15 protein-coding genes and 1 pseudogene are annotated in these 14,058 nt (G+C 40.9%); 6 read left to right on the top strand and 10 right to left on the bottom strand.

The window, feature by feature from the left end; genetic code table 11:
- Window positions 1–111: 111 nt before the first annotated feature.
- Complete coding sequence (locus AB6E85_RS22030; RefSeq protein WP_017084871.1) at window positions 112–1,371, top strand: site-specific integrase; 1,260 nt, start codon at window positions 112–114, stop codon at window positions 1,369–1,371.
- A 357-nt stretch (window positions 1,372–1,728) separates the two neighbouring features.
- Here AB6E85_RS22030 and AB6E85_RS22025 read toward each other — a convergent pair whose 3' ends face one another.
- Window positions 1,729–2,286, bottom strand: a complete 558-nt coding sequence (locus AB6E85_RS22025; RefSeq protein WP_372144303.1) for a hypothetical protein — start codon at window positions 2,284–2,286, stop codon at window positions 1,729–1,731.
- Window positions 2,287–2,425: 139 nt separating this feature from the next.
- On the opposite strand from AB6E85_RS22025, the gene AB6E85_RS22020 reads away from it, so the two are divergent.
- Window positions 2,426–3,490, top strand: coding sequence for a hypothetical protein (locus AB6E85_RS22020; protein ID WP_017084873.1), 1,065 nt, complete (start codon window positions 2,426–2,428; stop codon window positions 3,488–3,490).
- 166 nt (window positions 3,491–3,656) lie between these two features.
- Window positions 3,657–4,301, top strand: coding sequence for an inovirus-type Gp2 protein (locus AB6E85_RS22015; protein ID WP_372144301.1), 645 nt, complete (start codon window positions 3,657–3,659; stop codon window positions 4,299–4,301).
- Between the two features lie 39 nt (window positions 4,302–4,340).
- On the opposite strand, the gene AB6E85_RS22010 is transcribed toward AB6E85_RS22015, so the two are convergent.
- The 3 genes from AB6E85_RS22010 to AB6E85_RS22000 all read right to left on the bottom strand — a co-directional run bounded on the left by AB6E85_RS22010 (window position 4,341) and on the right by AB6E85_RS22000 (window position 7,263).
- Window positions 4,341–4,634, bottom strand: coding sequence for a hypothetical protein (locus tag AB6E85_RS22010; protein ID WP_372144299.1), 294 nt, complete (start codon window positions 4,632–4,634; stop codon window positions 4,341–4,343).
- Between the two features lie 168 nt (window positions 4,635–4,802).
- Window positions 4,803–6,167 carry a hypothetical protein gene (locus tag AB6E85_RS22005; protein WP_372144297.1) on the bottom strand — a complete coding sequence of 455 codons (1,365 nt, stop codon included), beginning with the start codon at window positions 6,165–6,167 and terminating at the stop codon, window positions 4,803–4,805.
- 106 nt (window positions 6,168–6,273) lie between these two features.
- On the bottom strand, window positions 6,274–7,263 hold the full coding sequence (locus AB6E85_RS22000; RefSeq protein ID WP_372144295.1) for a GTPase family protein: 990 nt from the start codon (window positions 7,261–7,263) through the stop codon (window positions 6,274–6,276).
- Window positions 7,264–7,340: 77 nt separating this feature from the next.
- On the opposite strand from AB6E85_RS22000, the gene AB6E85_RS21995 reads away from it, so the two are divergent.
- Entirely contained in the window at window positions 7,341–7,526 is a 186-nt protein-coding gene (locus tag AB6E85_RS21995; protein ID WP_017084877.1) for an AlpA family transcriptional regulator, read from the top strand.
- A 30-nt stretch (window positions 7,527–7,556) separates the two neighbouring features.
- Here AB6E85_RS21995 and AB6E85_RS21990 read toward each other — a convergent pair whose 3' ends face one another.
- Window positions 7,557–8,525 carry a helix-turn-helix transcriptional regulator gene (locus AB6E85_RS21990; protein ID WP_372144293.1) on the bottom strand — a complete coding sequence of 323 codons (969 nt, stop codon included), beginning with the start codon at window positions 8,523–8,525 and terminating at the stop codon, window positions 7,557–7,559.
- 182 nt (window positions 8,526–8,707) lie between these two features.
- Window positions 8,708–8,959: a hypothetical protein gene (locus tag AB6E85_RS21985; RefSeq protein WP_371708858.1), complete on the bottom strand. Its 252-nt coding sequence runs from the start codon at window positions 8,957–8,959 to the stop codon at window positions 8,708–8,710.
- A 139-nt stretch (window positions 8,960–9,098) separates the two neighbouring features.
- Between AB6E85_RS21985 and AB6E85_RS21980 the strand changes: the two genes are divergently transcribed.
- On the top strand, window positions 9,099–9,440 hold the full coding sequence (locus AB6E85_RS21980) for a YkvA family protein (RefSeq protein ID WP_371708857.1): 342 nt from the start codon (window positions 9,099–9,101) through the stop codon (window positions 9,438–9,440).
- Window positions 9,441–9,443: 3 nt separating this feature from the next.
- On the opposite strand, the gene AB6E85_RS21975 is transcribed toward AB6E85_RS21980, so the two are convergent.
- The 4 genes and pseudogenes from AB6E85_RS21975 to AB6E85_RS21960 form a co-directional block, all read right to left on the bottom strand.
- Window positions 9,444–9,872: a DUF2787 domain-containing protein gene (locus AB6E85_RS21975; protein ID WP_371708856.1), complete on the bottom strand. Its 429-nt coding sequence runs from the start codon at window positions 9,870–9,872 to the stop codon at window positions 9,444–9,446.
- Window positions 9,873–9,903: 31 nt separating this feature from the next.
- Window positions 9,904–10,356 (bottom strand): DUF2787 family protein, encoded by a 453-nt coding sequence (locus AB6E85_RS21970; RefSeq protein WP_280556804.1) that lies wholly within the window; start codon window positions 10,354–10,356, stop codon window positions 9,904–9,906.
- Window positions 10,353–10,820 (bottom strand): DNA repair protein RadC, encoded by a 468-nt coding sequence (gene radC, locus AB6E85_RS21965; RefSeq protein WP_017084882.1) that lies wholly within the window; start codon window positions 10,818–10,820, stop codon window positions 10,353–10,355. Before radC ends, AB6E85_RS21970 begins: the two co-directional genes overlap by 4 nt.
- 474 nt (window positions 10,821–11,294) lie before the next feature.
- A pseudogene (locus AB6E85_RS21960) lies at window positions 11,295–11,918 on the bottom strand (transposase); the annotation flags it as partial.
- 696 nt (window positions 11,919–12,614) lie between these two features.
- Here AB6E85_RS21960 and AB6E85_RS21955 point away from each other — a divergent pair.
- A complete protein-coding gene (locus tag AB6E85_RS21955; protein WP_372144289.1) occupies window positions 12,615–13,241 on the top strand; it encodes a heme-binding beta-barrel domain-containing protein in 627 nt (208 codons plus the stop codon).
- Window positions 13,242–14,058: the final 817 nt, after the last annotated feature.

Here is a 14,058-nt window from a genome sequence, read left to right as displayed (position 1 = left end):
TTATATTGGGTTATTTTGTGTTTGTTGTCTCAGGAGGTCTTTAGGCGTACAATTAAAACTCACCTTTCCCCGTACCCCACGCCGTACCCAGAAATGTAGAGGTTTCTTGTCATGACGAAGAGAATAAGTACGAATGCAACGTTGCAGTCGTTGAAGCCACAGGAAAAAGAATACTTACTTCCAGATAAAAAAATTGAAGGGTTAAACGTTCGTGTTCGACCTACGGGAACTATGACTTGGGTTTTTCGTTTCCAGATAGGAAAAAAGCACGAAAAAATATCCATGGGACGCTATGTGAAGTCGAAACCTGAAACCGGTATGACACTTGAACAAGCTCGAAAAGAAGCTGGGCGCTACCGGAGTTGGCTTGAAAATAACAAAAATCCCAAACAGGAACTGGTACGAGAACAGCGTGAGAAAGAAGAAGCAAAAACTTTTGATGACGCCTTTATGAGCTTTGACGAAAAGCGTTTATCTAAGCAGCTACGAGGTGAGCAGTCGAGGATAATTTATGCGCGAGATATCAAACCATTTATCGGAGACATAAAGTTAGAAAAGCTGAGAATGATGGACCTTAATAAAGTCTTTGATGCAAAAGTTGATGCAAATGGGAAAAGGAAAGCAGGAGCTATTGGTGCATGCCATAAAATCATAAATCAGGTTATCAACCATGCGTTAGCTTTGAATATGATTGGTGTTCACCCAGCACCACATTTGAAATCAAAAGATGTAGGTGGTGGCTCTAAGATCACAAAACGTAATTTGAGTTTTTCAGAACTAAAGGTCTTACTCATTGATTTACCTAATTGGCGTACAGAACCCGCTAACATTCGTTTAATGCATTTTTTGCTAGGGTGTGGGCAACGTATTAGTGCAGTACTTGAAATGCGCTGGAGTGAGATTGATTTAGAGGAAATGGTATGGCTATTGCCTGCCAGTTCCGAAGATCGTCATACGAAGAGCTTAGAGAGCCGTAAGGTTCCATTGAGTAATTATTTAGTGGACCTTCTAAAAGAGCAGCGCGAGAACGTATCAATTAGATGGAAGTTGGTTTGGCCTCAGTTAACCGTCGATAAAGTTCAAGAGCCAGCTGCTGTACGAGCATTGATAAAGCGCAATCTGCCTGAGAGTTTTGAACGCTTTTCTCCACATGACTTACGTCGAACTTTTATAAGTCGTTGCAGTGAGATGGGATTAGATATTGTAGCGATAGAGAAGACCGTTGGACACCAGCTTCCGGGTATGTTGAAGGTTTATAATCATCATGATTATCTTGATGAACAATTAATAGTTCTGCAAGCATGGGGTGAGAAGTTACAGGCCCTAACGGTGACTAATGTATTGCCACTATCAACGACAAAATCGGCTTAGAGACTGTACACAACCTCTAATTTGCTAGTATATATTTCGGAGTATTCTACTCAGTCACTTCTGGATACGAACGATCGCAATCACGCGAATGCGACATAGGGCGAGTATTCACACACGTGCGCATTCAGTTATTCGTTCACTTTTCTTTAGGTATAAAAAAGACGCCCAAAGGCGTCTTTCTCTGTGGTGGCGTCATCTGAATTGATGCTTTATATTGTTGTTTTAATGTAATTTAAAATAAACTTTATTGCTTGAATACTGCTAATGGTACTGCCAAAAGTTTGGCTAGAGAGATTGAAAGCAATTGTCATCTAAGAGCCTTTGAATGTTTGACTCGAAGATGAGCTTAGCTTGCTGTCATTCTTTTCGTTCTTTTGATATTAGCCCTCTTAAGTACTCTAGTTCGCTTTCTAACGCAGAGATCTTTTCATTTTTAGTTTTCAGGCGTTCTCGTAATTTCACAATCTCTATGTTTTGAAATGAGACGATACGATCTTCTTTGGATAAGTTGCGTATCTTTTGCTCTTTGGCAAACGAACCATCGATCAAATTCTCCAATGTTTTTTGATATGAGTTATTGCCAGAGAGTGTTTCGAGACGCTTTTTCAATCCAATACTTAGTTCGAGATTGTAATATGTAACACCTAATCTTTTTGCTTCGTCTCTCGCTCGTTTCTTTCTCCAAGCAGCCTTAAGCTTACTAATAAAAAGCACATCGCTAACGCTTTCACGAGAGAATTCAAGTAAGAAATTGTTAAATCTTTCTTCAGTTATCTCCTCTAAAAATAAAGATTCTACTCGGAAAAACAAATACTCCTGTCCAGTAACTGAGTGTTTTTGAAAGTGAGTTAGGTAATTGTTTAGCCAAGCAATATGAGCTTCATTTTGAAAGTCAAACTCATTCAGTTTCTTCAATTTTATCTTTCTCTGCTTTTCTTATTAACAATAGATATTATGCCTGTTTTTCTTTTCAATTCATGCGGACTATGTCACGTGACTTAGTCACGGATTGTGTTTAAATTGGTTTTTTAATACCATTTATTGTGGATTTAAATTGGAAATTAAGATTGGAAGGCTGTTTTATTCAAACGTAGATGGTTTGAGCCCTGAAGCTAAGTTGCTGCTTTTTTATATGCTTAGTGATGTTTCTAAGCAACAAATTTACAGAAAGCCTCTTGTATATATGGCTGCTAAATATTGTTTTAGCAGAGGGCTGATCGTGAAATGTAAAGAGCAACTTATTGCTGCTGGAATCATTACTCTTTTACGCGTAGACCAAAAACAAAAAGGTCAGCGAGGTAGACCAGTTTGTGAATATTGGATTGACTTTGAGTTACTCGATACGCTTTTGGGGCGTGATTTTTTTGAATCCAATCAAGATGTATTGCATAGAGTCTTGAAGTTATCTCACCCTGTGCGGCACAAGTTAAAACCAGCAAATCGTTTTTTCATGATGTTGCTGGTTGGAAAGGCAGGCCGCTGTGGAATTGTTGAGGGAGTCGGTGTCAAAGATTTGTGCTCTTGGATGGGATGCAGTGAGAGTAGATTACAATCAATTGTCAGAAAGTTAGTTTCACTCGACTACTTATGCCATTACATCCCAGGGGGGCGCTCCCCTTTGTTGGGAAAATACAAAGCAATATACTTTACGAATTTTTCTAAGATTGAGATAAAGACGTTTTGCTGTGTAGGGGAAGTTGATATCAATAGCTCCTTCAGCTTACAAAGTATTAATACTCAGCCCACAAAGGTTTTGCCAGTCTCTTTTTTAGATTATGTAGGTGCCCATCTTACAAAAAATGATGCCTGCAAAATCTCCTTGATGCACATGGACTTTAGAGCGGAACAGTTGGCAGCAGAGTTGTTAACTAAGGATAACTATCCATCGCTCTACGATACTAACGCTTACATAGGTCTAGTGCGAAAACTCTTTGTTTTTGAAAATTCAAAATTTGAAGAACGTTACTTAAATTTGATTGCTGAGTGTATGGCAAAGCAAGTGATAGGCTTGATTGAATTCACAAGTAGTAGTGGCTTTACAAGTGGAGGTTATGAGGTTCGATATTTATCAAATCAGCAGCGTCAATTTCTTTGCTTCAGGGGATCTTTATCAGAGTAACCATTACATGTTTATACCTAAGACAATCCCTTACTATGCAAAGGAACCTTACTAAAGGTCGGGGACTAAAAACTGTCGGTAATAATATTATTATCTCGAACCTAATCTAATTAATTACAACAACCTATCTACCTATTGAGAACACTAACCAATAGGAATGATAGAAATGAACAATTATCTTGAACATGCAGAAATACTCACCATTGATGATATGGACTTACCGGTATACACCAAGAAAGGACCTCTAATACCTTCCTGCCTTGTAGCTATCAAAAGCACTTTTGATAGGGCTCTAGATCAATACCCTCGAACGTTGCTACTTCGTTTGGATTTGAGATACCCCCAAGGCTTTTCAAACGAGAAAGTATCAAGTAAGCAAATCACAAAATTTCAAGAATCCTTCAAAGCGATTATGTGTGCTTACTTAAAACGTAAAAGTCATAACCGTCACTCTAAACCTCGATTTATTTGGTGCAAAGAAAAGGCAAATTCTGGGAATCCACACTATCACGTAGCCGTATTGCTAAATGGTGATGTTTTTAAAGGAATCGGGCCTTACGATGACCTTACAGGAGAGTACTTTTCTGGAATGATTACTAAAGCTTGGGCAAGTGCAACTGGTCTTTCTGTTGAACAAGTAAGTAGTGCGGTTTATTTCGCTGAGAACGGCAGGTGTGAAATCAATAAGAGATGCGATAAAGAGATCTATGATAATCAATACAATCAGGCCTTTTACCGTGTTAGTTACTTTGCTAAAAAAGAAAGTAAACTATCTGGGAATGGAAGAAGCTTCGATTACAGTCGCTATTGAGTTTACAAAAAAGAAAGGCCCCTGTGGCCTTTCAGTTGTTTAATCCGCATTAAAGCGGTAACTCCCCTCACTAGAGTGAATATCAATTTTTAGGACTATACAGGGCGCTGTAGTGACATAACCAGTAGACTCTCCGTACTTCAAATCCACTTCGGGATAAGGAAGCCATTTCACACCACCAGACTTGTTGTTACTGGATGGCTTTTTGTAATCAGGGTTGCTCATGTTCTTGAGTAACTCTTCAGATTGACTGTACTTATTCTTGTTGACGGTAATCTTTGGTGTTTCAGGCCTAGCGACTTCACAGTTTCCTCGGTTGACTTTGAGAATCATGAGCTACGTTCGAAAGTTATTCCTCGTTCAAACGTCTAGCGGCTACCGAGTCTTACATCTGGAAGAGCTTTGGTACTTCTTTAAACCAAGGCATTTCAATGGCTATTGTTTGCAGAAAGTTATGGCAAAAAATAAGAGGAGTAATCGCTCCTCTCCTTACCTTACTTTTTATTTTGCCCATTCACTGTACAAGTTAAGAGCCATATCTTTTTCTGTTACTAGGAACATTGGGATACGAGAGTATTTGCTTTCTGCGTGCTTCATCACAGATACAATCATGTCGCCGTTCTTGATTACAGGTTGGAAGATTAGAACCTTGTCGCCGTTATCACGAGTAATAGATACAGCGCCTTCTGGTGTAACGTCCCATGCGAATGGTTGGTCAGAATGGTTATCCTGAATCATAACGCCACGCCATTGGTCAGTGAAGTCGAACTGCACTAGAGTAGGTGATGCTTTATCCGTATCTTCTGCATTATCGATTAACCAGTATACAGACTTACCAGTGTACCAGTCATGTTGACCGATGATGTGGTTAAAGTTTACAGCACCAGTATTCGTATCGATGATAGAAGTATCCGACGTTACGAAATCTAGCGTGCCTGTGCTTGAAACCGTAAGACCAAACTCATCACTTAGATAGAGGAAGTTATCGTTACGGTTATCAATAGAGCGAATGTAGCTGTTGTTAACAACGATTACTGCGGTATCGAAGCTTTCAGCCATCATGATGTTATTGTAAGTCATGTGTTCATTTTGGAACTCAAGGCTACTGTAGCCTTCACGCTCATAACGAGTCTCATTGGTAGAGAACTGGTAAAGGACTTGGTCGTTAAGGTAAGCGTCTAGTGGCGGCAGTTTAGTTTCTGCGTTTCCGTCTGCTTTAATAACCTTAGTGTTTAAGTCTTCACCGCTATTCACCAACGTATCGATTGTCGCTGGCAAAGCATTGACTTTAGTAGTGATATCCGACGCTCCCGCTTGTGTTGCCGCGATATTACCACCTAGTAGCTCAACCGTAGAACGTGCAAGAAGATGAGTCTTCTCAGCTTCGTGTCCAGTTGCAGCCACGTAGTCACCTGAGATAAGATCAGCTTCATAACCTAGGTCAGTTGCGATAACGTCTGTAGTGGTGTCGTTAACACGTGCCAATGTAGAGAACGGTGAAATGTAGTTGCTGCTTTCTACAGACACCATCTCATACGTACGGTTCAGACGCCCCCCTGTATCTTGGTCGTATGTTTGTCCTGCAATGGCCTTGACGATGATTGCATGTGCAGTATCTGCTTCATCGACTTTGATTTCGCCAGATGTGTCAGTTAAGCCGATATAACGGTCGCCCGCATCTACAGCTAGATTGTCATTTACATCAATCCATACTTCTGCATCTACGAGATAACCATCAATAGCTTTAACAGTAACTGTTGATGGTGTAGGTGTTGGAGTAGTGCCACTTGACGATGAACCGCCCCCACAACCTAATAATACAAGTGAAGTTAGAGTTGAAACTGACATTTTGACCATATGTTTCATGGTTATTTCCTTTATCGATTATTTAATGAGTTGATACTAAAAGATGGCTACGACAACTTGTGTCGAAGAGAGTCTTGGTTTGTGAGGTTGGGCGGTATGAGACTACCTACCAGCCGAAGATGTAACGCAAGCCACCTAGGCAGGCTCCTAGCGCGCCTCCTATGACTTTTCCAATGTGTTGGCCTGTAGTGCCAAAGATGCTTCCTATTTCCTCTCCATACTCTGCTCCTTTAGTTGTCGTATCGAAGATGGCTTCCCACAGGCTAAAACTGGTTTTTTTGTTGTAATCACTGGCATCGTTGTCTTCCCAATTCTCATGTCGAGGGGAAAGCGTACGATTAGCCAGTATGAGCCGTTTATTTTTTGGTAGGCGTTCAACAATCAGATACAACAGCTTGGAGAGGTTATAGGGACGCTGTTTGGTTGTGCCATCACAGTGACCAGCAACGTAGTAAATCGGTTTTAAATAAACCCCTGTAGCCCGTAGTACACGGCGATGAATGGAGTTCACCATGGCTTCTAGGTGATCTTTGGCTGCGGAAGTTGGCGTATTACTTTCATGGTCCCACGCTTGGCTCCCTTTCAAAGCATTGTCTGCTTGATTAATGGCAATCATTAGACGGTGCTGAGCTTCTTTTCCTAGTGCAGGAATAAGTACATCGTTGATTAAAGTAATTGGAGTTCCTAGATCACGAGAACCACCATCGAGAATGACAAGGACTAAATCGATGACAAAACGCTTTTGGTCATCTTTGGTTTTCAATGTCTTTTCTAGTAAGCGAGCGTGTTGCTCATCTTCTTCGACTCCGTCTCCTAAGCCCGGACTGTCCCAAAGAATTAGGTTGTTCAAGCGGTATTGATTGATTCCTTGGGTGTGTGGCTCACAGCTTGTACCTACTTCTGCAATCGCCATGTCGAAAAGGGCATTTATCGTAGAACTTTTTCCAGCTCCAGTAGCTCCCGTGATCAGAATGTTGAGTTCTGTGGTTTTCATTTGTTCAAGATTATCGAGTAGCTTAGTTCGCGTTTGTTCATTAAGCGGTGCTTGATGTATCTCGTTTTCAAGCGTGGTGAAAAGGTCGTGATGTTCAGGCATAGGTGCTCCTTGGTTAGAGTCCGGAAAATTTACAACTAGCTCTCTCCTTATGACGAGTAATTCATGAGGAAAGAAAAATGAGACTAATTCGATTAAAAGAAGTGTTAGATATGACTGGGTTGAGCCGTGCACACATGTACAAACTCATGGCAGATGAAAAGTTTCCTAAATCAGTATCGTTGGGATTACGCAGCGTGGCTTGGGTCGAGAGTGAACTTCAAGATTGGATTTTGGAAAGAGTAGCAGAGCGAGATGAAGGTTAGATTTACTGACAGATAGAAAGTAATAATGCTTTAAGACAGTTTTGGTGAGCCTGCCTCTTTAGTTATATTCCATACATCACTACCAAAGCCAAGTAACCATCGATCTAGCTGAAGTGAATCAATCACCGTTGCAGTGAATTGATATCCTCCATCGATTAACTTCACACTTTGCTTCGTCGATAACGGTGTTTCTAATAAGTGATAACCACTTTCTTGTCTGATACAAAACGACAACACTATCTCTTCTCCTTCTCCAAAGTAAAAGCGGCCATCTAAATCATATTGCTCTAGATTGAAGTTGTTTGGGTACGCAAAATCAAACGTAGAGATACTAGCTTTTTGGATTCGATGTAATGCCAGAGAACGTTCGTTGGTGTGACCATGGAAGCGGCACACCAGATACAGACGACTACCTTGTTGTGCTAGCCCCAATGGCATTACCTCTTTAGTCTTACGCTCAAGGTTAGTATTCGTATAACAAAGAGATAGGTAACGATTGTGGAAGAGAGCGTAACTCACCTTTTCAAAAATCTCATTATCGAGATTAGGGGGAAGAAATGGGACACCCTCACTAACAAAGCGCACTTTCTTCAACCATTGGCGCTCCTTAAGGTTGCTGATGGTTGGGAAAAGGTGTTGCTTCGCATCATTAAAAATACTGTCGAGCGTTTTCATTAAATTGACAGGAAGAAGGTAGCGTAGATAGTTTTCAGCTAGGCTGAGCAGTACAGCCTCTTGTGGGCCGTACGAGAGTAAGTTTTGTGAGCGGCGACTGTAACCAAAAGGCTTATCGCGCGTATCGACATCAACATCATCAAAAAACTGAGCGATGTCAGTGAGGTTGCGCTGAATGGTTCGCTCCGACCTGACAATGCCCACTTCATTTAGCTGTTGTTGAATTTCCTTTGCAGTGATCTTGCGACTGTTAGGAATGCGCTTATAAATCTCAAGAACTAACTGTATGTAATGTTGAGAGCGATTAACTTTAGTATCGTCCATAGATGGCTTTATATTTAAGCGCACATCTCTTTTCTCATATGATTAATGAGTAAAGACAATGAGCTAACGAATTGATTGGAGAGAGTTTACGAGTCGCTGCGCTGACTTATGTCGCAGCGTTTTACGGGGAAGTAAATGAATAAAGAAGCGGACGCGGTGAGTTTACCGCGCCCCTAATATAACTAGCGGTGGCGACTCACTAGACTTCGAATCTCGTCATCACCATATCCGCGACTTTTAAGTTCTTGACGAGCTGCTCCTATCGCCCATGTACCACCTGAGCGCTTTGCAATAGTACGAGCTAGCTGATCATCGCTCTTACGAGCAGAGTCTGCCTGTGCTTCTTTCATGTCTCCGTACGTGTCAGAAGCCACTTTAGCTCCTGCCTGTGCGCCTGCTTTTGCAAGCTTTCCAACGTTGTCCCAAAATCCCATTTGATGGTCCTTCTTATTAAGTGTTGAGTGCTAATGCATATTACAAAGTGCTACGTTAACTTATGTCGCATTAGCTAAGGTTTGGTATTAAAAGTGAGTTTGTTAACCAGTATCCTGAAGTCTGACTAGAGGACTTACGATGCAAGATACCCAGCACCAAAGACATTTCAGTGATCACTCGTTTTGGAGGAAGATTAAACGCTACGCCAAGAAAGCTGGTCGTGATGTGATTGAAACGGCTTTGACTCTTTATTACTGTGCGAAAGATAGCGATACACCGCGTTGGGCTAAGACTGCTATCCTGAGTGCGTTGGGCTACTTTGTTTTCCCTATTGATGCGATACCCGATGTGTTGGTGGGGGTGGGCTACAGTGATGATATTAGTGTCTTGATGGCTGCGTTAGTTTCTGTTGGGGCCCATGTAAAACAAGAGCACAAGGAAGAAGCAAAGCAACAGGTGGAAGTGTGGTTAGATAGGTAGGGGTTAATTAGTGATTGCTATTTCGTCATAGCATTCCGCTTCAACGTAGTGTAGGAAATTGTGCTCCCACATTTTATATAGCTCATCAATCCCTTCAGAGCGGATGCTTTGCCACCCTGTCGCCACGGTAAAGGCGACCTGATTACCAAAATCAAAATCTATACAGCGCTCTAATTCTGGGTAGTGATTCCCCATAAAGGCAAAGTCGGTGATGTAAAGAATGTTCAGCATATTGTTTTCTATTTTCAAGCCAATTTCTACAGGGTGGTATCCTCCTTCTTCAGCACTGTAGCTCCTATCTCGAAAATTAATGGAAAGCGTTTCACTGTTGGGCGTTGTAGCTTCTATGGAGGTTTGGAGTTGCTTATTGATTAATGCATGGAGCTTGTCAGAGACAGACAGTAGGGAAGGTGTGAAGTGCAAAATAGACATGATGATTCTCCTTTAAAAATAGCGGTATAAATTAGTTAGTGGTTTGTTCATCGAATGTGCGGATCATTGACAATCGAACATCATCAAAGAGGTACTGAGTAATGTGACGGCTTAGGGCCTTAAGCCAAGTATCAAGTAACTCTCTTACTTGTGGATCTTCCAGACTTGCTACTCTAGTGTCGGGTTGATAACACCATAGGTTGAATAGATGGAAGTAGAGCTCCGGCTCCATCTCTTTGGGTTTATTTTCTGAATAAGAAAAGCTAGTCAAACAGATAATCTGCCAGTCTTCATTAATAGATGTGCGGCGAAATTGAATCTCAATAGGATGAAGCCCTTGTCCGGTTTTGTAGTAACGTCTTTGTCTACAATTCAGAACAATACGTTGAGCTTGGGGAGGTATAGAGTAACGCTGGAATATCGAAAGTAATGCTTGATGGAAACAATCAATTAGTTCCACATTACCAGATGTTTTCTGAATCATAGTAGCCCCCTTTCTGCAAAGGAAACTGCACTATCACCAATAACGATATGATCGAGAACGCGAATATCCACCAGCGCCAAAGCATCTTTAAGCCTTTGAGTGATTCTTTTATCTGCTTGTGAAGGTGTTGCATCACCGGAAGGGTGGTTGTGAGCAAAGATGACTGCTGCGGCATTTGTCTTTAATGCGGCTTTTACTACTTCTCTAGGGTAGACACTGGCAGAGTCAATGGTGCCAAAGAAAAGCTCTTCAAATGAAATCAAGTGATGTTGGTTGTCGAGAAACATTACCGCAAAGACTTCTCTTTCATAGGCTTTTAATTTGCAAGAAAGGTAGGTTTTAGTGAGTTCTGGATTGCAATATTGATCGCCTCGGAGGCCCCGTGCAGCAAGGATTTCTGCGGCTGCGTCGAGCACCCTATCAGCGGTGACAGGACCATCAAAGTAGTAGTTGTTATCGTGCATGAAACACTCCTTAGAATGAGTTAAGTAGTAGGTGCACGAAGATGATATATATCTGAAATGATTTTGATTGTTATGATCGAGTATGGAGAGATCTGGGAGAGAGTAGCTTGGAGCTCATGCCTTACAGCTGGTACTACTTAACCCAGAAGCGTTCCCATTATCAGTCTCGATCTGAATTCAAGCATGGTAGGTTAGGATAGGATTGGTTAAAACCATCAAGTAATGACGATGGATTTTGTATCGGTGAAGTTCCACTTAGGGGGAAGTGAATGTTCGAGAGCATGGCTCAAGTTGAGCAAAAAACTTGAAAGGTAAGGAATCTGAATGATTCCTTACCTGAACGATCGCGGCCTAACTCACGTCAGAATGAGTCGCTGACTGATCTAACTTCTGCTCTACAATCTAAACACGGGTGTTTGTTGAACACTTTCATGCTGTTTTCGGGATTTTAGATATACTCATCCTGCGAAATGCCTAAATTGACCTGATTTGAGCTTGAACCAGAGCATGATGGACCAGCTCTGACAGCGCTTCTCCAGCCCTAAAACGAAGAAACGTTAAACGATGCCCACAAAGAATGCACTCAAACGGGTCAACCTTCACATACCCTTTCAACATGGCGGCGTAGCCGGGCATTTCAGGTGCGTCTTTAGGGGCGATGCCTAAGGCATCGTAGACCTTAGGGATCATCTCACCACGACGTCGGTTTGATAGAAAACCGAAGTATCGAATCATTTTGAAGTGCTTATCAGGAATATGCTCAATCATGCGCTCTATCAGAGTTTCTGGACTCAAAATGAGGGATTCCGTCCGACCATTCCTATGGTTGAGGTAATCAAACGTCACCAAGCCTCCCTGGAAATTATGTCGTAAACGCGACGCTGATATGGGTGGACGTTTTAGGTATCGTCCGAGGTAAGTCATGGTGGGCGTCACGTTGGCCGTTTTCTTTGCAAAGTGCAGCTTCCATCGACGGCAATATTGGCTGGTTAAAAATCGGGACCAATCTTGCTCATTGCGAATAAAAGGGCAGTCTTCTCCACTTAAGTCTAACTCTGCGTAATGGGAGCCGAGAAGTTGAGTGATGGCGGTACGCCAACGAAACGATGTGTTTCACGGTAATCATGGATTTATATTAGTCATGGAGTTGCACTCTTTACTTGTATCCTTATGATTAATGTGGCCTCTATCGGTATTGGGGCATCTAGCCAACTGACGTTGTTTATGAGCGCTTTTGTTCATGTATAGCCCGCCTTGAAACCCCATGAGCAAGGTGGGTTCTTTTTTCTTTGTTGTAGTATGTCAAATTACTCATTCCGCTTATTTATTCGTTTGTCTTTAAGTCAATAATTATACCCACCAACTTAAACGTGGCTACTTTGTACAGCCATACCATCTATCACCAGTAGATTTACAAAGCCTTTCGATAGAAAACTCAACATATATCATTATGCATGAGATACATGTCTAACTCATCTGAATTTACTTTAAAATCAATTATTTAAAAATAACCTCGTTAATGGAATGAAGATTAGAGCGCGATTAAAAGCATTATTATCGTGATATCTATTGATATAAATCGTGACATTCAATCTCATTGGAACCGTAGCCTTAGCGTTTAGGTCTGTAGAAGTTATCGATTAATTAAAATTGAGTACAACGTCTCAGTCTCAATATTTTGATTAAACTCTCATGAAAAAAAACATAAAGAACAATCGATTTAATTCCTTATACCCTTACTTTTTTCATGTGTACTATTCGCCGCGAGTTAAATCAATCATTAAGGATAAAAAAATGAAAAACAGCTTTGTACTCGCAACTTTACTTTTAGCCTCTCCTTTGGCTTTTTCCCAAGAATCAAATGTAATTAACGGACTCGACTTTGGGCCTTTAGCTAAGTTGGTAGGAGAATGGAAAAGTGTAGAGTCTGGTGGGGTAGATATTGCTCCTGGTCAAGAAGGATCGAAGGTTGGCAAAGGTGGGCCTGCCGTAGAGCCTTTTTACGAAACGATAATCTTTGAACCAGCTGCCGATGCAACAAACGCGAGTGATCAGTATCTTGTTGCACTTTATTACAAGCAAGAGGTGTTCCGTAAGAGTGATGATGGAAAGTTTCACGATCAACGTGGCTACCTAATCTACGATAAAGAAAATGAGATGGTTTATAACTCTTATTGTATTCCAAGAGCTGTTTGTGTCGTTACAGAGGGTAAAGCTGGGGACAAGATTGACTTTAAGACACAAAAACGAGGTATTGCGGAGAGCAAATATATGACAGCAAACGATACGACAACTGACTTTACTATGCTTTTGGATTTCAGTGAAGAAGACACGATTCGTTATTCTCAAACAACGGCTTTACATGTGTATGGTAAACCTTTTTCTCATACCGACTCTAGTGTATTAACACGAGTGAAATAGAGGTCTCAAAAGAAGGTGTTTAAAGATTCGCTTTAGAGCTTATTTTTGTCGGAGTGTCCACTAAACGATGTTACTGATAACGATAAAAAAATAACATCATCCCAAAAGAGAAGCAAGTAACTCGCTTCTCTTTTTTATTCGTCCAAAGTTCAGAGGACTGCGATTAATAAGTGCTTGATTGTGTTACTTCCAGGTTATTGGCTTTGCAACGAGTTAAGCATGAAGCTACGTAGCTGATAAGCTCAAGCTCCTTAATTAGCTCTATCGATTTGCGCAATAAAATTTATAATTAACGATTTTGAGATATTCCGTCCGCAATCTAATACTGATTTTTTTATTATTTGCTTAAACTGGTAGTCTATAAAATCAGCTTGGGGTTGTTTATCAATCCCTAAAAAAGCGAAGATATCAGTACCTTCGCTTTTTTTTATCAGGTCTCAAGATTGGTTTTTTTTAAAGGTAGTTTGTCAAAATGATTTCTAGATGGGCGCTATTTCGTCATAAACACTCATTTATAGGTGCTGGATGTGAGCTTTTTGTAGTTGTACTATTTCTTTTTTCAATAGCTTTACCTCTGATCTCTGAAAGTTTGCTTAACTTAAAGATTTCAGCGGCTTTATGGGTTGTCTGCTTCATTTTCTTTTTTATCTTTGCTCGAAGTGAAAAACTACGTAGATCTATGCATGATTAAAATATAGTCATTGTTTCATTCGAATAGTTTATTTATAGGTCTAGGTTGGAATGCGGCAGTGGCTTTGTTACGGCTTTGTTGCGTAATTCAATGGAACTAAATCAAGAACCTACGATCTGATCAGCT

The organism is Vibrio sp. 10N.247.311.51, assembly GCF_041467855.1.
In the GTDB taxonomy this organism is placed as follows: domain Bacteria; phylum Pseudomonadota; class Gammaproteobacteria; order Enterobacterales; family Vibrionaceae; genus Vibrio; species Vibrio coralliirubri.
The sequence above is the reverse complement of the archived record's forward strand: the minus strand, read 5'-3'. Positions and strand labels throughout refer to the sequence as shown.

What these genes read in the sequence shown, in the direction of transcription:
- AB6E85_RS21990 (WP_372144293.1), bottom strand. Translation starts at nt 8,525, where the DNA reads ATGGACGATACTAAAGTTAATCGCTCTCAACATTACATACAGTTAGTT.
- AB6E85_RS21985 (WP_371708858.1), bottom strand. Translation starts at nt 8,959, where the DNA reads ATGGGATTTTGGGACAACGTTGGAAAGCTTGCAAAAGCAGGCGCACAG.
- AB6E85_RS21970 (WP_280556804.1), bottom strand. Translation starts at nt 10,356, where the DNA reads ATGATTCAGAAAACATCTGGTAATGTGGAACTAATTGATTGTTTCCAT.
- AB6E85_RS22010 (WP_372144299.1), bottom strand. Translation starts at nt 4,634, where the DNA reads ATGATTCTCAAAGTCAACCGAGGAAACTGTGAAGTCGCTAGGCCTGAA.
- AB6E85_RS22030 (WP_017084871.1), top strand. Translation starts at nt 112, where the DNA reads ATGACGAAGAGAATAAGTACGAATGCAACGTTGCAGTCGTTGAAGCCA.
- AB6E85_RS22000 (WP_372144295.1), bottom strand. Translation starts at nt 7,263, where the DNA reads ATGCCTGAACATCACGACCTTTTCACCACGCTTGAAAACGAGATACAT.
- AB6E85_RS22005 (WP_372144297.1), bottom strand. Translation starts at nt 6,167, where the DNA reads ATGAAACATATGGTCAAAATGTCAGTTTCAACTCTAACTTCACTTGTA.
- AB6E85_RS21955 (WP_372144289.1), top strand. Translation starts at nt 12,615, where the DNA reads ATGAAAAACAGCTTTGTACTCGCAACTTTACTTTTAGCCTCTCCTTTG.
- AB6E85_RS22015 (WP_372144301.1), top strand. Translation starts at nt 3,657, where the DNA reads ATGAACAATTATCTTGAACATGCAGAAATACTCACCATTGATGATATG.
- AB6E85_RS21980 (WP_371708857.1), top strand. Translation starts at nt 9,099, where the DNA reads ATGCAAGATACCCAGCACCAAAGACATTTCAGTGATCACTCGTTTTGG.
- AB6E85_RS21975 (WP_371708856.1), bottom strand. Translation starts at nt 9,872, where the DNA reads ATGTCTATTTTGCACTTCACACCTTCCCTACTGTCTGTCTCTGACAAG.
- radC (WP_017084882.1), bottom strand. Translation starts at nt 10,820, where the DNA reads ATGCACGATAACAACTACTACTTTGATGGTCCTGTCACCGCTGATAGG.
- AB6E85_RS21995 (WP_017084877.1), top strand. Translation starts at nt 7,341, where the DNA reads ATGAGACTAATTCGATTAAAAGAAGTGTTAGATATGACTGGGTTGAGC.